Source organism: Nonomuraea antimicrobica (assembly GCF_039536965.1).
Taxonomy (GTDB): domain Bacteria; phylum Actinomycetota; class Actinomycetes; order Streptosporangiales; family Streptosporangiaceae; genus Nonomuraea; species Nonomuraea antimicrobica.
Map to the genome: position 1 here is coordinate 40,481 of NZ_BAAAZP010000081.1, position 17,902 is coordinate 58,382.

Genomic DNA, 17,902 nt, shown 5'->3' on the forward strand with positions numbered 1-17,902 from the left:
GCGCGCACCGGCCGTCCGGCCTGGTGTGCGCCCGCCCGGCCGAGGCCGTGGTGGCATCTGACGGCCTGGGAAGTCCCGAACCCCTGCGTTTTCCATCGGGGAAACGCCGTGGCACGGGTGCACGACCGCGTCAGCAGTGGTCGACCCGCTGGTACGAAGCGCCGGGGGTGGAGATGCTCTTCGTCGTCTTGCCCGGCGCCAGCTCGACGCAGTTGCCGTCGGTCCCGTTGTTCCAGATGACCTTGACGTCGTAGGTCCAGGCGCAACTGCTCTTGACCTTGACCCAGGGGTAGATGAAGCGCTCCTTGCCGCTGTCGATCTTCTTGACGCAGCTTATCGCGGCTGCCGTCTCCACAGGAGTCGCGCTCGCGGCACCCGATGCGGCGACGAGCAGGATCGCGGCGCCGGCGGCCACGGTCCACGCCCTGAGCCCGGCTCTCATGTTCATGAAACCTCTTGGTGGTAGATCGGTCGCGTCGTCGCCGAACGTAGCAAGCAGCCGCTATAAGACCGCTACAAAGAGACCATAGGGGCCTGCCCCCGGCTGTGGCTGGGACCGGCACTGCTAGGGCCAGACGGCGGTGCGCGCGGTCAGGGCCGGGGCGTGCTCGTCGAGGAGGTCGAGGAAGGCGTCCACCGGCGTGCTGGTCACCCGTCCCGCCTTGCGGTAGAGGCGGATCTCGCGCTGCCACAGCGGCCCCGGCAGCGGCCGGGTCACCAGGTTGTCCCCGAACACCGACACCTGCGCCGCGAACGCCCCCAGGATCGCCACCCCCAGACCGGCGGACACGAGGGCGGCGATGGTGGTGGACTGGGCGATCACCATGATCTCGACCGGATCGGCGCCGATGCGGTCGAGCCGGTCGCGGTAGTCGGCCCAGCCGGCGTAGGGGTCGCCGGTGACCATGACGGTCTCGTTCGCCAGCAGCGTCAGGTCCGTCGGCGCGGAGGTGGCCAGCGGGTGCCCCTTCGGCGCCACCAGCACGATCCGTTCGTGGAACAGGTGCTTCGAGGGGATGTCGTGGTGCACCTGCGGCACGTCCGAGGTTCGCAGGGCGACATCGACCTCCCCGTGGGCGATGGCCTCCTCCAACTGCAGCGGGTCGCCCTCACGCAGCACCACCGCGACTCCCGGGTACATCCGGCGGAAGCGCTGGATCAGCGGCGCCAGCAGCACGGCGCTCAGCCCCGGGTAGCCGCCCACCGTGAAGCGTCCCGTGAGGTCGGCGTGCAGCGTGCGCACCTCGTCCACTCCCGAACGGATCTCCGCCAGCGCCGCCCTGGCCTTGGGCAGGAACCGGGCCCCTGCGGCGGTCAGCGTCATCTGCCGGGGCGTCGCGTCGCTCGCCGTGGACGGCCGCCCCGCCTCCGGCGCGCAGCCCCTCACGACGGCCCGCTACCTGATCGGCTGGCAGGGCATGGTGCTGGGCCGCGACGCGCTGTCACCGGTGAGCTGGGACTATCCGCGCGGCTTCCCGTTCACCGGCGCGCTCGACCGCGTCCACATCGAGCTGGACGACCACCCAGAAACCCTCCACGAAACCTTCGACTGACCGGCTTGGAGAGCTTCGTCCGGGCTCTAGTGGGATCGTTCCCAGCGCAGTTCGCCGTCCTCCCAGTGGTCGGTGGGGTGCAGGCCGGCCGCGGTGGCGACGGCCGCTGAGGCGGTGTGGGACGGGTGGATGTGGGCGACGACCGTGTCGACCTCCTGTTCCATGAGGTGTTCGACCAGGGCCGTGGCGGCCGAGGTGGCCAGGCCGCGGCCCTGCCACGGCGTGCCGACCACCCACGCGACCTCGGCGCGGCGGCCGTCGATCGTGGCCTGGACGTAGCCGGCCAGCCGCTCGTCCTCGCGGGCCCAGATCACCCAGTTGCGCCAGCCTGGCGGGCCCGAGGTCAGCCGTTCGCAGCGGGTACGCAGCTCCGCCTCGGTGAGCGGGGCGCCGCCGATGAACTCGTGCAGCGCCGGGTCGGAGAGCACCTCGGCCATCTCGCCCGCGTGCTCGGGACGCAGGGGGAGCAGGACGAGAAGGGGTGTCTCGATGGTGTCCACCCCGTCACGATAGGCGGGCCCGACCGATACGGCGCGGACGGGCCTCCCCTCCGCGGTCAGTCGTCGAGCAGTGCGTCGAGCAGGCCCGCGACGCCGATCCTGTTCAGGACCGAGGTGGTGCCGGTGGCGACCGCGGAGGCGGGCCGGCTCGTGGCGAGGTTCGCGCAGAGCGTGCTGTTGTCTACGACCGCCTCGAGCAGGCTCTGTACGCCGAGCGACTCCAGCAGCGTGGTGGGGTTCTGGGCCGGGCTGGGCCGGCCGGTCTCCGGGTCGCAGACGAGGGGCCGGGTGGCGACGAGCGCTTCGAGGTAACGCGTGACGGGCGAGGTGTCGACGGACAGCAGCGGGGGCAGCTCCGTGCCCGGGGCGGCCGAGCGGCGTACGCACTCGATCGCCCGGTTGACCAGGGTTTCGAGCATGTCGTGGGCGGGGGTCGGCGTGTCCCAGGGCTCGTACGCGGAGGTCGGGACGGGCACCCTGGGCGGTCCGTACGGGCCTCTGCCGGGCGGCATCAGGCTGGCCAGCGGCGGCAGGTTCGGGATCGGCAGGGACGGGGAGAGGGCCCTGCCCGGGTACCGCGCCGAGTCGAGGTCGTCGTACATGGGCAGGGGCGGGGAGAAGAAGCCGTGCAGCGAGGTGTCGGCGACGACCGACTCCATGAGGCCGCGGATCTCGTCGGCCGTGATGGTGCCGGTCAGCGACGCGGGTGGCGTGACGTTGATGCTGATGTCGTCGCGGTTGCTGCATTGCGCCGCGACGGTCGCGTCCTCCGCGTTCGCCGGCGCGGCGGCGGCCAGCAGGACGGCGGAGGTCGCGGTGAATGCGGCAATGGCCTGCCTGTACATGATGCTCCCGTTGAGTGAAGATCTACTCTCGTTGCGATCATTACCCTTAGTGGTGGTTCGAGTACGTAATAGTTGGATCTAGCCCTCTTTACCGCCCGCCGGGAGCGAGGAAGGGTCGAGGCATGCGCCTACTCCTGGCCCTCCTGCTCACCGCCCTGGCACTCGTCACGGCCTGCGGCGACGATCAGCCGGCGAACCCGGCGCTGCGTGCCGAACTGCTCCGCATGTTCAAGGAGGACCAGGAGGTCAGGACCCTCGACGCGGCCCAGGAGGACTGGGCCAGGGTGGAACGGGCCAACACCGAGCGCACGCGCCAGATCCTCGACCGGCACGGCTGGCCCGGGTACGCCCTGGTCGGCGAGGACGGCGCGCACGCGGCCTGGCTGCTCGTCCAGCACGCCGACCGCGACCTCGACCTGCAGCGGCGCGGCCTGGACCTGATGCGGCGGGCCGTGGAGGAGGGCGACGCCGACCCCTCCGACCTGGCCTACCTCGTGGACCGGGTACGCGTGGCGGAGGGCAGGCCGCAGGTGTACGGCACGCAGTGGGAGACCGATCCGCAGGGCGCCTGGCGACCCCGTACGCCCATCGAGGACGCGGCCAACGTGGACGAACGCCGCGCCGACTCCGGGCTCAAGCCGCTGCGGGAGTACCTCGAGGAGCTCCGCTCGGCCCAGTGAGACCCGGTCGCCCCGGATATGTTCAAGCGCTGTTACAGTGCCTGTATAAGCACTGTTGTATTGCTTCGACAATCCGTGGAGAAGTCCTATGTTGCATCCCCCGATCGAGCCGTACGACCACGGCCTGCTCGACACCGGTGACGGCAACCTCGTCTACTGGGAGGTCTGCGGCAACCCGGAGGGCAAGCCGGCGCTCGTCGTCCACGGCGGGCCCGGGTCGGGCTGCTCCGTCAACTCGCGCCGCATGTTCGACCCGGAACGGTTCCGCATCGTCCTGTTCGACCAGCGCAACTGCGGGCGCAGCCGCCCGCACGCCGCCGACCCCGCCACCGACCTGGCCAACAACACCACCCCCCACCTGATCGCCGACATGGAACGGCTGCGCGAGCACCTCGGCATCGACAAGTGGCTGCTGTACGGCGGGTCGTGGGGCGCGACGCTGATCCTGGCCTACGCCGAGACCCATCCCGAGCGGGTCTCGGAGATCGTCATGCCGGCCGTCACGATGACGCGCCGCAGCGAGATCGAGTGGCTCTACCGCGGCGCCGGCCGCTTCTTCCCCGAGGAGCAGGAGCGGTTCCGGCGGGGCGTGCCCGAGGCGGACCGCGGCGGTGACCTGTTCGCGCTGCTGGCGGCGTACGCGCGGCTGCTGGCCGACCCCGACGAGAAGGTGCGCGAGCGGGCCGCCCAGGAGTGGGTCACCTGGGAGGACGCGGTGATCTCCCTGGAGCCGAACGGCAAGCCCAACGCCTACAGCGACCGCCCCTCCGAGGCCGTGATGGCGCTGACGCGGATCTGCTCCCACTACTTCTCCAACGCCGCCTGGCTGGAGGAGGGCGCGCTGCTGCGCGACGCGCACCGGCTGGCCGGCATCCCCGGGGTGCTCGTCCACGGCCGCCTCGACATGGGCGGCCCGCTCCAGACGGCCTGGGAGCTGGCCCAGGTCTGGCCGGACGCCGAACTCGTCGTCGTGGAGGACTCGGGACACACCGGCAGCGGGGCGTTCAGACAGGCGCTCTTCTCCGCCATCGACCGCTTCACCCCCAGGTGAGGGTGAACCCGCGGCTCGCGATCATCTGGGGGTTTGGACGGTGCCCCTGGCGACCATCGCCTCGCCGTCGGTCGATTCCGTACGGATGAGCCGCGGGTTCGGAAGGCTGGCAGGCAGACAGGGCGCGGCGAGGCGCCGCCGACGGCATCGCCACGCCTTGTCAGCTCGCTGACCTGCCGTAACAGTACTTCTCGGGTTATTCGGACACCACCTATTTATGCTCGCGCCACCCAGTGTTCGCGTCGGGCGCGGTGTGCGGCGGTGCGGCAAATGTCAGGGGACGCGTCCTTGATGACAGGTAGATTGTGAGCCATGGGTGCTGAGGTGGGCATGAAGTTCGGTCCGGTCGGCGAGCTGGCCGAGCAGGTGGACGCGGCGCGCACCGCGGTGGAGGAGGGGCGCGAGGCACTGGCACAGAGCCCGGGGGCCGTCACCTACGTGCCGGTGCCCAGCGTGCCCGGATCCAACGCGTTCGGCAACACCTCCAAGGCGACGTCGGCCGGGTCGGCGCACGCGGATGTCCAGGCGGCGGCCGACGGTCTCGCGGAGATCCTCGTCGGGGTGCTCGGGTCCGACGGTGAACGGCTGCGCCGGGTCATCACGGCGTTCAGGGAGCTGGACGACAAGATCGCCGACCGGTTGTTCGCGGGAGCCGCGGAAGGTTTCAACGTCTACAGCGCCCACGTGCACAGCCACGGGCTGCACGAGTACGACGACTACGTTCGGACCGGCCAGATCGACCGGCTGCACGAGGCGATGAACAGCGGCCCGTCCCTTCTGGGCGCCGACCTCAACGTGGTCACCAACGACGGCGACAACCCGAAGAACACCACTTCGGGCGACGCCGTCGGCGACTTCGCCGACGAGGGCTACACGGTCTACTCCGGGGCGGTCAACGGCGATGGCGAGATGGTCGGCACCTCGCCCACCGGTAAGCGCATCGACCACCTGGCCGGCTCGCCCGCCTTCACCATGGACCAGCCGCCCCGGTTGTTCGACGGGGCCACCTCCGACCACGACGGCCAGGCCGTCGACGTGCAGATCCCCGACTGGTAGCCCGCTCATCGCGGATTGATCTGGACCTCCGTCGTGGCGGCGGAGCGGCCCTCCCCGTCGTCGATCTGGGGGTTTCCGCTGCCCGGCTGGTTCGCCGGTAGCGTGATCTCGCCGCCCTCGACGTCGAGCTTGACGCGGTCGCTGCCGTCCGAGCCCGCGATCACGTCCCCTTCCCGGACGAGCACGGCGTTGCCGAACGACGCGTTCATGACGTCACCGAGGATGGGCAGGCTGCTGCTGGCGTGGTACTTGCTGCTCGCCTCCTCGTACCTGACGTCCCAGTTGTCACCCGTACGGCTTTCCAGTTCCTCCTCCAGGTTCGCGACGTCGTGCCCGAAGACCTCCTGGACCGTGGCGATGTCCGCGTCCTGGCTGGTGATCGCCTCCGCGATGTCGTCGATGTCCTCGGAGTCGGTGCCGGCCGAGTCGCCGGGGGAGTTGCCCGCGCCCTGGCCGATGTTGAGGTTGACCATGCGGATCGTCCGGGGCCTCCACTCCTCGGAGATCAGGTCGAGTTGCTCACGGTAGAAATTGAGGTCCTGCCGCTTCTCCTCCAGCACGGTGTCCACGCGGGCGCGGATCTCGTTCGCCGTGCTGATGGCGCTGTTGACCAGGGTGGTCTGGTCGGCGTCCGCGGGCCGGAAGGTCACTCCCTGGGCGTCGGTGCTCGCGGGCACCGCGCTGAGCCTGTCGCGCTCGTCGTCGAGCAGTCCCTGCTGCACCCGGAGCGTCGTGGCGGTCAACTCGAGCGTCTGCGCGATGTTGTCCGCCCACGCGCCTGCCCGTTCGATGTCGCCGGTCAGCCGTTTGCGGTAGTCGTTGAACGAGTCGGCCGTGTCGCCCGTCCAGTCTTCCCTGGAGAAGACCCGCTGGGCGGCGTCGTTGACCGTCCCTTCGGCGGACTGCACCTTGGAACCAAGGCTTCGCCAGGCGGTGGCCAGCATTTCCAGCCGCCCTGGGTCCGCTCGTAAATCCCAGACGTCGGTCGTGGTGATCTGTGCCTGGCTCGTCTCGCTGGTGGGCTCGGGTGCCATGATGGCCACCTTTATCCAAATTCAGTGCCCGCCGCAAGGTGGCCGGCTCTCTTGGTTGTCCGCCTGCTTACTTGATCGTCCAGGTGACGGTTCGCGTGAGTGATCCGTGCGTGTCGTACGATCTGGCCCAGCCGAGCGTCTCGAAGCGGCCGTTCTCCTGGTTGATCCAGGAGTCCTCGCGGTTGAAGTTGTAACGGTCGTAGGCGTGGACGGTGACGTCCATCGTGGCCTGGTTCCCCTCGACCCTGACGTCGCCGCTGCCCCAGATGGAGTGCTGCCCGAGCGCGAACTCCCAGTTCTTCGTCTCGGTGTTCTTGACGGAGATCGGCTCGCCGGTCATCTGGAACTGCTGGTTTCCCGTTTCGCGGTGGAGGCGTTCGGCGTTCTCCTGGGCGCGGCGGATCTCCGCGTCGACGGCCTGGCGAATCAGTGCGTCGTCCTGGTATGCGCGGTCGTAGTCGACCTGGTAGTCGTCGCCCGAGCCGCTGAGGTAGTGCCGGAGCGTGTCCGCGGCCTCGTCGAAGCCGGGCGTGGCATCCTCGGCGTCCTGCAGCGCCTGCCATTTGTACCACTGCGCGTAGTCCGAGAGGCCCGGCTTGGCGTCGGGGTCGAAGGGCCACGGGTCGTCGAAGGGGATCCCCGGGTCCCGTGGTGGGCCCAGATCGTACTTGCCGTCCCTGGGGCCCTTCTCCGGCGACGTCGGCGGCTCGTGCGGGTGCCGCGTGGGCGGGTTCTGGGAGATCGTCCACGCAGCGGCGCCGGAGGCCCCCAGCATGCCGGTCCTGCCGAGCGCCGCGCGAACACGCGAGCCCTTCTGCACAGGGGGGAACCTGGGGGCCTTGGCGCCGAGCAGGGAGCGCAGCCTGCGCTCCACCGTCCTGATCACCGCTTGGCCGAAGTGGCGCGCCAGCTTACTGCGCAGGGTGGCCACGGCCCTTCTGGCGAACGTACGCAAGATCCCGACCATGGTCCGTCCCTGAGCCACGGCCACGCCTCCGGAGATGACCGCCATGGCCACGGCCCAGGCCACCACGAGCATGACGTAGGCGGCCAGAAGGATCAGGAGGAACTTGACGATCTCTACGAAACCGGCGTACACGTCCTGCCCGTCGGCGAGGTGGCGCAGTGACGCGGCCAGGCTCCGCAGGTGTCCGGAGTTCTGGTTCTCGTCGTGGTAGGAGGACCAGTCGGCGTTGAGACCGTCGATGTGGTCGCCGGCGTTCCCCGCGGACGCGTGGCGGACGGCGCCGTTCGCCTCCGGGCCGACTTCGGCGTCCAGGCTGTCGGCGCATGCGCGCAGCGCGGCCGAGCACTGCCGGATGTGATCCTCGTCCTCCGGCACCCACTCCACGCCAAGTAGTTTGAACGGCTCCTGTAAGTGGGCCGGAAGCGTGATCGCCATCTGATCAGGCCCGAGTGTAACTGCCCACGGAGTCGATCTCCGTCATGTTCCCGTCCTGTGGTGCCGAGGATGGTAGTCGAAGGGAGGCGTACCAATAATTACCATGAACGGTGCTAAACGGTCACATCGGGCAGTCTGCCGCACAGTGGCGGCCCGCCCGTCCTACCTACACGCCTTGTACGGCTTGTCGTGCAGCGAGTAGTCCGCCGGCTTCTTGATGGAGTTGAACTTCAGCGCCTTCGACTTGGCGCAGTAGCTCGCCGGGGAGGTTTCGTACTCCACGTGGAAGACGGGCTTGCCCGCCTTGACGAAGACCGACAAGGACTCGCACTCCTCGTACTGGAAGCACTCCTCGTTCACCGCGTAGTCGAAGCTCGACACCAGCTGCTTGGCCTGGCTGAGGTCGTTCTTCAGTGCCACCGACAGGCCCTTGGCGTGGGCCAGGTCGGCCAGCGCCCGGTTGTAGACGAGCTGGGTGGCGGGGGTGATGTTCCAGCCGGTGACGGACTTGCCTTCCTCGTGGGCGTTCACCACGTCGAACTCGACGCCGTCGAACCCGGCCTGGACGCATTTGTCGACGCGGGCCGCCATCATCTTCAGCAGGAAGTCGCGCTGACCCTTGTCGTTGTTCAGGTTGGCCCAGCGCTCGTTGGGGAACTCCTCGCTGAAGGGCTTGCCCAGCAGCGAGTTGCCGTTCTTCTTGTGCCAGTCGACGAACTGCTGGTAGTCGGGACGAAACTCCTCGATCGAGCCGGCGTCGATGTAGCAGATCGCCTTGGCGCCCCGGGCATGGATGGCCTTGACGGCGGCCGTGTTGAGCGTCTTGTTGTTGCCGGAGACCTCTTCGGCGGCGTACAGGTCGATGTCGAAGACGCTCGGTCGCACGCAGGCGCCGCCGCTCTGCGGGACCTCACAGACATTGACGTTCACGCCGCCGGTCGAGGCGTACGCCTTGTTGCCCTCGAGTTGGTACTGCCAGCGGCTCTCCACCGACGGGCGCCAGAGCTGGGCCGATGCGGCAGCCTGCGACGGGGCCGCCATGGCGGCCGTCGCGACCGGTAGCAGGGCCGCGACCAGGGCGATCCGGGTCGAGAGCGTTCGGAGCTGTACCGACATGCTCACCTTCTGTTCTGTATGGCGGAATGCGATTTCGCGGAAAAGAAAGCGGACGCCTCCCAGAGGGAGGCTGCCGATCTTGGGGTTGAGAATCGCACAGGCGGCCGGAGCCCCACCACCCGGTCCACCAAACATTCATATTCCGCCCCACACCTCCCCGTCCTGCGGACACCCTCCGACGATGCACCGCTCGGCCACTCCGTGGATCACCCTGTCGCGGTTCAGGACGAAGGATGCGCGAGATCCGGTCGCAAGGCCCCGCGCAGCGGCAGTCCGCCGTGGACCGGTTGCCGATTTGCCCGCCTCGTGCCGTTCGTGATAGCCACGATGCTTGTGAGTGACGAGTTCCGCTTCGACTACTCGGCCCTGAGCGGTGGGGGGCGAGACCTCACCGACTCGGTCGCCGCGTTCCGGCGCCGCACCGACACCCTGCTCGCGACCGTGCACGGCACCGGCGGCACCGCCTTTGGCGGCACCGCCACAGGAGCGGAGATGGATTCGCTCACCGATCTCCTCTCCCAGGCCTGCGAGCACCTGTGCGGCAACATGAACGGGTTCGGCGAGGCGATGCAGCGGATGGCCGAGGACATCCGCCTGGCCGAGCTCACGATCGCCGAGGAGGTCGCCTCCACGGGCGATGCCGATCGTCGACCGTGATCGACAGGTGCGGCCAGGCGGGGGCGAAGCGGCTCAGGTCGTCGTCGAGCGGGGCCAGGCCGGGATCGGCTTCTTCACCGGTCGGCCTCGCTCGTCGAAACGGGTGTCGGTGCCGCGCCCGGCGTCGGCCACGAACAGCGAGCCGCCGGGGTGGAGGGTGACGGTGCAGCGTCCGGCGCCGGTGCTCGCCGCACCACCCTACGGGCCGCCGTTCAGACCGGCGGAACGAGGGCGAAGTAGCGGTCGAGCAGGGTCGGGTCGCCGCGTACGCCGAGGGTGCCGGCCGGGATCCGGTGCCAGAGGAACAACGCCAAATCCGACGCCGTCCCGGCCGCCTCCACATCCGGGTCCCCGCCGGAGTCGCCGAGCCGCACCTGCCCGCCCTCGAAGCTCACCACCCACTCGCCCGGCCCGTCGGTACGGACGAAGCGGAACCGCTCGCCCGCCCCCTCCGGCGCGTCCGCCCAGGCGCGCCGCGCGGGCGCCATGACCTCGAAGGTGTGCGTGATCGCGTCCGCCGCGACCTCCTCGGAGATGGGCCGGGGAGCGCCGAGGGCGTTCTCGGCGTCCCAGCGGTGCACGGCCGCCTCGATCGTCTGCACCCGCAGCCAGAACCCGACCGTCTGCTCGCTCGACCAGGTCCACGCGGGTTCGTCGGGCGCGTGCGCACGGAACCGGGCCGCGAGCTGCTCTGCCCCCTCGGCGAACCAGTCGAGCAGCGTGGACGGGATCGGCCCCATGGTCGGCGCCGAGTCCGGTGCGGGCCAGCCCGAGGTGTCGGCGGGCAGCTCGGCACGGACGAGACCGGCGAGCTCGGGCGGCCCGCCGAGGCGATCTCTGATGATGGCGTTCACGCTCCGGTGCACCCCGCCCAGGTGGAGCACGAGGTCGGACATCGACCAGCCCGGACAGGACGGCACTACGGGCGCGTCGCCCGCCTCGGCCGCCCGCCGGGCGGCGGCGTGGAAGGCACGTGCTTCCCGCTGGAAACGTGCGGCAGGTTCCATGGTCTTCACTGTGCCCCGGCCCGCAGGCCGGCCTCCACCCGGTTTCCCGCGCGCCGCGCGACGACCAGGTACGCGACACCCGCCACGGCCAGTGCCACCCCCACCAGCGCTGCGCTCACCCACACCGGCGAGCGGAACCCGAGCCCGGCCCCGATGGCCACCCCGCCCAGCCAGGGCCCGAGGGCCGCGCCCACGTTGACCGCCGCCGTGGCGAAGCCGCCGGCCAGCGTGGGGGCGCCGGTGGCGGCGTACAGGACCTGCGAGATCAGCGTGGACCCGACGGCGAACGACAGCATCCCCTGGACGAAGACCAGTACGACGGCCGCCGCCGGAGCCCCGGCCGCCGGGGCGAGCACGGCCCAGCCGCCCGCCAGCGCCAGCCCGCCGATCACCAGGAGCGGTACGGGACGCGCGTCCGCGATCCGCCCGCTGATCGTCACCCCGGCGAACGAGCCCAGCCCGAACAGCGCCAGCATGCCGGGCATCCACCCGGACCCGAGGCCGGTGACCTCGGTGAGCAGCGGCGCGAGGTAGGTGAAGGTGCAGAACGTGGCCCCGTTCACCAGCGCCCCCAGCAGCAGGAGCACCAGCAGCCGCGGACGGCGCAACGCCCGCAGCTCCCCGCGCGCCGTTCCCCCGGCAGGCGCCGTGTCCCCGGCAGTGTCCCCGGCAGTGTCTCCAGCAGTGTCCCCGGCAGGCGCGTCCCCGGCAGGCGCCGCGTTCTCGGCGCTTGACGGGCCGGGTACGGACTTCAGCACCGCGACGACGGCCGGCACCAGCGCCAGAGCCACCGCCCAGAACGCCGAGCGCCATCCCCACAGCTCACCGAGCAGCGCCCCTCCGGGCACGCCCGCGACGCACGCGACGGTGACGCCGCCGAGCAGGACGGAGGTGGCGCGCGCCTTGGCGTCGCGCGGGGCCAGGGCGATCGCCGTGGCCAGGGCCACCGCCAGGAACCCGGCGTTGGCCAGCGCCGCCACGACCCGCGTCACGAGCAGCACCTCGTAGCTGGTCGTGACCGCGCCGACCACGTGGACGACCAGGAAGACGCACAGGAACGCCAGCAGGGCGAACCGTCTGGACAGGCGCAGGCTCAGCACCGCCATCAGCGGCGCCCCCACCACCATCCCGACGGCGAACGCCGAGGTCAGCAGCCCTGCGGCGGGAATGGACACGCCGAGGTCCCCGGCGATGCCGGGCACGAGCCCGGCCAGCATGAACTCGGACGTCCCTTGGGCGAAGACCGCCAGTCCGAGCAGGTAAACAGCGAAAGGCATGAGAAACTCCGCGACCACGTGGTGGATCGGCTCAGTAGGGCGGGCAGGACCGGGATGCGGCCCTGCCACGGCGGACGGCCTGGCGTTCACGGTGGTCCGGATGGCGCGAAGGGACGCGAGGCCGAGGCGCTCAAGGCGCGGGAGGCGTTCGCGCGGGCGCGGAAGTCATGGCTTCCGGGCAGCTCGTGGCGGTGATGAGCCACGCCCCGGGGTCGCGGCGGCGCGCTCTCACCTCGTGGGGCGGAGCGGGCGGCACGGGACAGCCACCGGACGACCGGTGGCTAGTGTCTTGACGCCTCGGGGCTCGACATACCCGGCAACGTAGCAACCCCGCCCGCGTCGCGTCCAATCGATTTCCGCGACCGGCGCCGGGAGCGTCGGTGCGGCGGCGGCCGACGTGGGCAGAGGCGTGGCAGCGGCCCTCGACGCGCTGAGAGGGCCAGGAAGGTGAGGAGAGGCAGATGGACGCCCGTCCGCAAGTCGTGATCTTCGACGTGAACGAGACGCTGACCGACATGGAGCCGCTGCGGGCCAGGTTCGAGGAGGTGGGGCTGTCCGGCGAGCAGATGACGACCTGGTTCGCGAGCGTGCTGCGCGACGGCTTCGCGCTCACGGTGTCCGGCGGTTTCGCGGAGTTCGCCCGGATCGCCGCCGACGTCCTCAGAGGGCTGCGGCTGGACGACGCGGCGGTCGCGTACGTGCTGAGCGGGTTCGCGGGGCTCGGCGTGCATCCCGACGTGCCGGAGGGGATGCGGGCGTTGCGCGCGGCCGGGATCCGGCTGTTCACCATGACGAACGGCGCCGCCGCCATGACCCGGGGCATCCTGGACCGCGCGGGCCTGCTCGACCTGGTGGAGGCCACCCTCGACGTCAGCGGCCCCCGCGCGTGGAAGCCCGCCAGGGCGGCCTATGAGTACGCCGTCGGCCAGGCGGGAGTGAGCCCCGGCGTGGCGGCCCTGGTCGCCGTGCACCCGTGGGACGTCGACGGCGCCCAGCGGGCCGGGCTGACGGGGGCGTACCTGGACCGGGACGGTGGGGCGTACCCGAGCGTGATGAGCGCGCCGCACGTCTCGGCCCCCGACCTGCGGGCCCTGGCGGCCCTGTGGGCGTGACCCGCCACGGGGTCAGGGGAGCAGCGACGCGGCCCCGTCCAGGAACTCCAGCACCAGCGGGCTCGCGACCTGCCTGAACTCCTCGAAGTACGCGTGCCGCGCCCCCTCGATCCACCGCAGCGAGGCGCCGGGGATGCGCCCGGCCAGCAGCGGCGCGTTGGCCGCCGGGTTGAACACGTCGTCGGTGCCGTGCACGACCAGCGTGGGCGCCTCAATGGCGGGCAGCGCGTCCCAGGCGTCGTGCCCCGCGCTGGCGGCCAGATGGCGGCGGCGGGCGTGGGCCGGCATGCCCCGGGACCCGATCGTGTGGTACGGCCCCGGATGCTCGGCCAGCCAGGCAGGCGTGTACATCAGCTCCAGCAGCGCCCGCCGCGCGGCGGCCCGGTCCGGCTGGACCAGCGACCTGCGTACGTCGTTGTCCCGCTCGACCCCGTGGGCCCCGCCCGGCGAGGTGCAGCCGAGCACCAGCGCCCCCACCCGCGACGGATGGTCGGCCGCCAGCCACTGGGCCACCCGCCCGCCCATCGAGGTGCCGTACACGTGCGCCCGCGCCACGCCCGCGTCGTCGAGCACGGCCAGCACGTCGGCGGCGAACCCGCGCGTCGTGTACGGCACGTCGGGCTTGTCGCTGTTGCCCGTGCCGCGCCAGTCGAAGGTGATGGTCAGGTGTGAGCCGTCGAAGTCGCCGCGTACGGTGTCCCACCAATGGTGGTCGTTGGCCTGGCCCTGGAGCAGCACGAGGGGGAGCCCGGCGCCGCGGACCTGGTAGGACAGCTTCACGCCGTCGGGGCTGGTTGCGTATGGCACGCCTCCGATGGTGCCGCATGGCGGAAGGCGGCGAAAATCCTCCGGCCTGGCGTCCGGCGCCCGCCGGAGGGCTCAGGAAAATAACCGGAGCGGGAGGGGAATGCGCGCCGGGCTGGTGTGGTTACATAGATCGTGGCCGGTGTGTCCAGTGTCCCCGGGCCTCACCTATTGCCTTCGCGGACTACCGTTCGGCTGGAGCCGCGTTGTGCCTTTCGCCGAGAGGCGACCTGCACACCGGTACGCACTCGTCGGGCGCCCGCCCTCCCCGGAGGGCGGGCGCTCACGTGTGTGTTCAGGTCTTCGCCCAGTACGGGTCCGTGACGCCCCCTGGCGAGGCCAGCGTCTCCGCGTCGATCCCGGTCAGCCGGGCCCCCGCCTGGTAAGCGCTGTCCAGGAACTCCAGCACGGCCCCCACCGGGTCGTCCATGACGCGTACGTCGTCGTAGCGCAGGACGGCCAGGTGGCTGCCCCTGGCCGCGATCCACTCCGCCTGCGCGGGGCGCAGCGGCTCGCGTTCCATCCCGTGCGGCTCCGGCGCGGTGTAGGAGTAGAACGCCGGCCAGGGCCGCTCCTTGTCCCCGAACCAGAAGCCCGAGCTGATGACCTCCCAGCTGTAGGCCTCCCGGGTGACCGGGTCGGCGTCGGGCGAGACCGTGACCACCCGTCCGGTGAACCGGGTGACCGCGATGTCGAAGGTGTGCCAGAAGTGGTGCACCGGGCTGGTCTTGCCGGCGAAGTCGGCCGCGAAGCGGTCCAGGAGCTGCACCACCTGCGACAGGATCCGCCAGTAGCGGTTGATCAGTATCGGGTCGTAGCGCGCGTGCAGCGTGTCCTCGGCGAACGGCGTGTCGTCGCTCAGGTCGAACGGCACGGCCCAGATCTCCGGCCGGATCCCCAGCCCGGCCAGGGTGTCGAAGAGCCGGTCGTGGAACGCGGCCACCGACCTGCCGATCAGGCTGAACTCCGCGCTGCGGCCGTCGAAGACGTCCACGACCAGGCGGTGGCGTACGAGGTCGAAGTCGATGCTGAACAGCGGCTGCTCGCCCAGCCCGCCCATCGGCCGGGTGGTGAGCCCGCGCCCGGTCGGGTGGAACGGCACCTGCCACCAGTGGTTGCGCCGGTTGCTCGCAGCGAGCCGGATCTTGCCGACGATCTGCGCGAATCTGTGAAAGGTCTCCTTCGCCTCCGTCCACTCGGCCAGCGGCATGGCCGGGAACAGCTCCATGACGATCCCCCTCCGACGTAGCGCGTTATCTCGACAATCGTAACTACTCTGAGTATTCGGCCAGCTCCCAGGGGTCATGGGCCGAGAAGACCGCCACTCCGTGGTCGTGTGCGAGCGAGCGCAGGGTCTCCTGGGTCGACAGCCGGCGCGCGGGATCGATCTGGGCGTCGAGCTGCACGACGTCCATCAGCGGGTGGGAGACCGGCTCGCGTGCCAGCTCGCCGTGGTAGAAGTACGCGTCCCCGGCGTGCAGCAGCCAGCGGTCGCCGTCCCTGACCGCCACCCCTGTGTGCCCCGCGCTGTGCCCGGCGAGCGGCACGAGCAGGAAGTCGTCCTCGGGCAGGCCGGTCAGCGGTCGCACTCCGTCCACGCCGAGCCAGCGGGTGCCCGTGCCCGGATACGTCACCCAGTCGGGCGAGTGCGCCCAATGGGTGGGCCGGTAGCGGCGGCTCGGCGCCTGCGCCAGTGCGGCCTCCAGCTCCGCGGCCATCACGTGCACCCGGGCCTGCGGGAAGTCGGGCAGGCCGCCGCTGTGGTCGACGTCGAGGTGGGTGAGCACGACATGGCGTACGTCGGCGGGGTCGTGCCCGAGCGCCGCCACCTGCCGCACGGCCGTCTCGGCGGGGGAGAGGACCGGCTCCACGAACTCGGTCCACTCGCGGTCGAGGTGTTCGCCCGGCTCGGTCACGTCGTCCAGGCCCAGCCCGGCCTCCACCAGGACGAGCCCGGAGCCGGGGGTCTCGACTAGCAGCGCGTGGCACACCGCCCGCTTGGAGGGGCGTCCGTCAAGTGAGTCGATCTCGCGCATCCCGGCGAGGTTGAGGTGGTGAATTCGCATGCGACTAGACTGCGACTTGAAGCGCGGTTCAAGTCAAGGAGTCTGGTCGTGGACGGCACGTTGCTCGACATCGGAGAGGTGGCCAGGCGGAGTGGGCTGGCCGCGTCGGCCTTGCGATTCTACGAGCGAAAGGGGCTCATCCAGGCCGAGGGGCGCAACGGGCTGCGCCGGGCGTACCGGCCGGAGACGCTGGAGCGCCTGGCGCTGATCTCCTGCGCCCGCGACGCCGGGTTCAGGCTCTCCGAGATCGCCGACTTCCTGCTTGCCGGCCCGTCCGACACCCGGCTGCGCGAGCACCTCGCCGCCAAGGAGCGGGAGGTGTCGGAGCGGGTCGCGCAGCTCACCCGGTTGCGTGACAGCCTGCGCCACGCGGCGGTGTGCGAGCACGACCCGCTGGTTGAATGTCCGGAGTTCAAACAGGCCGTACGGCGGGTGCCCCAGGGCTGAGGCACCCCGCCACGGGTGTCAGCCGGAGCTGACGTATTTCCTGGGCCGCAGCGCGTGGGCCCGCAGCGCCGCCAGGGCCGCGAACTGCCCGGAGCGGTCCATTCGCACCGCCAGCTCGTCGCTGAACGCCAGCCCCAGCGCCGTGAGCTGGGCCACCAGGTCGGTCACCGGCCCGGTGACGTCCTCAAGGCTCGTGGCCGGGTGCCAGCCCTCGCCGCCCACCACCTCGGTCACCCGTTCGAGCAGCTTGGCGGGTGACATGAGGGTGCCGTCGGCGAGCAGCATCAGCGCGGCCTCCCTGGCCGACACCTCGAACTCGTGCTCGCCCCTGGCCAGCAGCAGCCTGGTGACCGCCGACCACATGGCCGACTTCGACTTCAGCAGCCGCCGCCCGTAGTCGGTGATGGTCAGTTTGGCCCCGTCGCGGCGGATCGCGCCCAGCTCACGTTCGGCCAGGTCGCGCAGCCGCGCCGCCTCGGGGGAGGGCGCCAGCCGCAGCGGCAGGGACTCGCCCGAGGCGGCCACGGACAGCAGCCGGTGCAGGGCGGGCAGCGGCTGCGGGGACACGGGAGCGTGCAGGCGCACCTCGAACGGCTGGGCCAGCTCCCGCCGGGCCGGGCCGCGGCCCAGCACCCAGCGGTTGAGCCGTTCGCCGTGCACCCGGTTGAGCCAGGTGTCGCCGCCCAGGTCGGCCCGCGGCTGGGTGAGCCAGCGGCGGGTCAGCTCGGTACGGTCGACGCTCTCGCCGGCCACGATGGCCAGCTCAAGTGCGGCGGAGCAGGCGATGTGCGCGCCCAGCTCCTCCGGCCCCATGATCATGCTCCACTGGAGTTCGGGCACGTCGGGCGGGAGCACGCCCGTGGCCTCCAGGGCCTGCTGATAGGCGTTGGTGCCCGCGTCCTCGCCCTCGCGGGCGTAGGTGCGCAGGATCTGGACGGTCGTCGGCGACACGCACAACGCGGCGTAGCGGTCCATGCCACCGAGCTGGAGCAGTCGTCCCAGCGAACGCGCCAGGCGCTCGTGGTCGCCGCCGGCCTTCTGTGGCCCGACCTTCAGCGGCAGCGTATACCAGAGGAACTCGCAGACGTCGAGCTGGGTCACCGTTTCCAGCGGCTCCCCACCCGTCAACCATTCGACGGCGGTCCTGGCCTCCTCGGCCAGATCCGGCTGAGATCGCTCCAACTCGGCGAGAAGGGCGGTGACATCCGGTGCGCTCATGCCTCGAAGTTTGCCGTATCGACCCCGGACCTGACGATGACCGAATCCGGTGCGTATTGGGTCTTGCACTGCGACTA

20 protein-coding genes are annotated in these 17,902 nt (G+C 70.8%); 7 read left to right on the top strand and 13 right to left on the bottom strand.

The window, feature by feature from the left end:
• Positions 1-130 precede the first annotated feature (130 nt).
• Positions 131-448 (bottom strand): hypothetical protein, encoded by a 318-nt coding sequence (locus tag ABD844_RS21305; RefSeq protein WP_344880423.1) that lies wholly within the window; start codon positions 446-448, stop codon positions 131-133.
• A gap of 117 nt (positions 449-565) precedes the next feature.
• A complete protein-coding gene (locus ABD844_RS21310) occupies positions 566-1,324 on the bottom strand; it encodes a substrate-binding domain-containing protein (RefSeq protein WP_344880426.1) in 759 nt (252 codons plus the stop codon).
• A 25-nt stretch (positions 1,325-1,349) separates the two neighbouring features.
• On the opposite strand from ABD844_RS21310, the gene ABD844_RS21315 reads away from it, so the two are divergent.
• Entirely contained in the window at positions 1,350-1,553 is a 204-nt protein-coding gene (locus tag ABD844_RS21315; RefSeq protein ID WP_344880428.1) for a hypothetical protein, read from the top strand.
• A 26-nt stretch (positions 1,554-1,579) separates the two neighbouring features.
• Here the strand turns inward: ABD844_RS21315 and ABD844_RS21320 are convergent, their stop codons facing one another.
• Positions 1,580-2,053, bottom strand: a complete 474-nt coding sequence (locus ABD844_RS21320) for a GNAT family N-acetyltransferase (RefSeq protein WP_344880430.1) — start codon at positions 2,051-2,053, stop codon at positions 1,580-1,582.
• A gap of 56 nt (positions 2,054-2,109) precedes the next feature.
• A complete protein-coding gene (locus ABD844_RS21325; RefSeq protein WP_344880433.1) occupies positions 2,110-2,898 on the bottom strand; it encodes a hypothetical protein in 789 nt (262 codons plus the stop codon).
• Between the two features lie 122 nt (positions 2,899-3,020).
• Between ABD844_RS21325 and ABD844_RS21330 the strand changes: the two genes are divergently transcribed.
• The 3 genes from ABD844_RS21330 to ABD844_RS21340 all read left to right on the top strand — a co-directional run bounded on the left by ABD844_RS21330 (position 3,021) and on the right by ABD844_RS21340 (position 5,685).
• Entirely contained in the window at positions 3,021-3,578 is a 558-nt protein-coding gene (locus tag ABD844_RS21330) for a DUF6624 domain-containing protein (protein WP_344880437.1), read from the top strand.
• 88 nt (positions 3,579-3,666) lie between these two features.
• The gene (gene pip, locus ABD844_RS21335) at positions 3,667-4,629 is read left to right on the top strand and encodes a prolyl aminopeptidase (RefSeq protein WP_344880440.1); all 963 of its coding nucleotides are present in this window, start codon (positions 3,667-3,669) and stop codon (positions 4,627-4,629) included.
• Positions 4,630-4,941: 312 nt separating this feature from the next.
• Positions 4,942-5,685, top strand: a complete 744-nt coding sequence (locus tag ABD844_RS21340) for a hypothetical protein (RefSeq protein WP_344880443.1) — start codon at positions 4,942-4,944, stop codon at positions 5,683-5,685.
• 5 nt (positions 5,686-5,690) lie between these two features.
• Here ABD844_RS21340 and ABD844_RS21345 read toward each other — a convergent pair whose 3' ends face one another.
• From ABD844_RS21345 to ABD844_RS21355, 3 genes are all read right to left on the bottom strand, one after another.
• On the bottom strand, positions 5,691-6,719 hold the full coding sequence (locus ABD844_RS21345) for a WXG100 family type VII secretion target (RefSeq protein WP_344880446.1): 1,029 nt from the start codon (positions 6,717-6,719) through the stop codon (positions 5,691-5,693).
• 67 nt (positions 6,720-6,786) lie between these two features.
• Positions 6,787-8,121, bottom strand: a complete 1,335-nt coding sequence (locus ABD844_RS21350) for a WXG100-like domain-containing protein (protein ID WP_344880449.1) — start codon at positions 8,119-8,121, stop codon at positions 6,787-6,789.
• A gap of 162 nt (positions 8,122-8,283) precedes the next feature.
• Positions 8,284-9,237 carry an endo alpha-1,4 polygalactosaminidase gene (locus ABD844_RS21355; RefSeq protein ID WP_344880452.1) on the bottom strand — a complete coding sequence of 318 codons (954 nt, stop codon included), beginning with the start codon at positions 9,235-9,237 and terminating at the stop codon, positions 8,284-8,286.
• A 333-nt stretch (positions 9,238-9,570) separates the two neighbouring features.
• Between ABD844_RS21355 and ABD844_RS21360 the strand changes: the two genes are divergently transcribed.
• Positions 9,571-9,894, top strand: a complete 324-nt coding sequence (locus tag ABD844_RS21360) for a hypothetical protein (RefSeq protein WP_344880455.1) — start codon at positions 9,571-9,573, stop codon at positions 9,892-9,894.
• Positions 9,895-10,106: 212 nt separating this feature from the next.
• Here the strand turns inward: ABD844_RS21360 and ABD844_RS21365 are convergent, their stop codons facing one another.
• Both ABD844_RS21365 and ABD844_RS21370 read right to left on the bottom strand, forming a co-directional pair.
• Complete coding sequence (locus ABD844_RS21365; protein ID WP_344880458.1) at positions 10,107-10,901, bottom strand: maleylpyruvate isomerase family mycothiol-dependent enzyme; 795 nt, start codon at positions 10,899-10,901, stop codon at positions 10,107-10,109.
• A gap of 5 nt (positions 10,902-10,906) precedes the next feature.
• Positions 10,907-12,178, bottom strand: coding sequence for a Cmx/CmrA family chloramphenicol efflux MFS transporter (locus ABD844_RS21370; RefSeq protein ID WP_344880461.1), 1,272 nt, complete (start codon positions 12,176-12,178; stop codon positions 10,907-10,909).
• 461 nt (positions 12,179-12,639) lie between these two features.
• Here ABD844_RS21370 and ABD844_RS21375 point away from each other — a divergent pair, with 461 nt between their 5' ends.
• Positions 12,640-13,290 (top strand): haloacid dehalogenase type II, encoded by a 651-nt coding sequence (locus ABD844_RS21375; protein ID WP_344880464.1) that lies wholly within the window; start codon positions 12,640-12,642, stop codon positions 13,288-13,290.
• A 12-nt stretch (positions 13,291-13,302) separates the two neighbouring features.
• Here ABD844_RS21375 and ABD844_RS21380 read toward each other — a convergent pair whose 3' ends face one another.
• The 3 genes from ABD844_RS21380 to ABD844_RS21390 form a co-directional block, all read right to left on the bottom strand.
• On the bottom strand, positions 13,303-14,097 hold the full coding sequence (locus ABD844_RS21380; protein WP_344880467.1) for an alpha/beta fold hydrolase: 795 nt from the start codon (positions 14,095-14,097) through the stop codon (positions 13,303-13,305).
• A 292-nt stretch (positions 14,098-14,389) separates the two neighbouring features.
• The gene (locus tag ABD844_RS21385) at positions 14,390-15,322 is read right to left on the bottom strand and encodes a DUF5996 family protein (protein WP_344880470.1); all 933 of its coding nucleotides are present in this window, start codon (positions 15,320-15,322) and stop codon (positions 14,390-14,392) included.
• 43 nt (positions 15,323-15,365) lie between these two features.
• Complete coding sequence (locus ABD844_RS21390; RefSeq protein ID WP_344880473.1) at positions 15,366-16,160, bottom strand: MBL fold metallo-hydrolase; 795 nt, start codon at positions 16,158-16,160, stop codon at positions 15,366-15,368.
• 48 nt (positions 16,161-16,208) lie between these two features.
• On the opposite strand from ABD844_RS21390, the gene ABD844_RS21395 reads away from it, so the two are divergent.
• Positions 16,209-16,607, top strand: coding sequence for a MerR family transcriptional regulator (locus tag ABD844_RS21395; RefSeq protein ID WP_344880476.1), 399 nt, complete (start codon positions 16,209-16,211; stop codon positions 16,605-16,607).
• Between the two features lie 18 nt (positions 16,608-16,625).
• Here the strand turns inward: ABD844_RS21395 and ABD844_RS21400 are convergent, their stop codons facing one another.
• A complete protein-coding gene (locus tag ABD844_RS21400; RefSeq protein WP_344880479.1) occupies positions 16,626-17,825 on the bottom strand; it encodes a hypothetical protein in 1,200 nt (399 codons plus the stop codon).
• Positions 17,826-17,902: the final 77 nt, after the last annotated feature.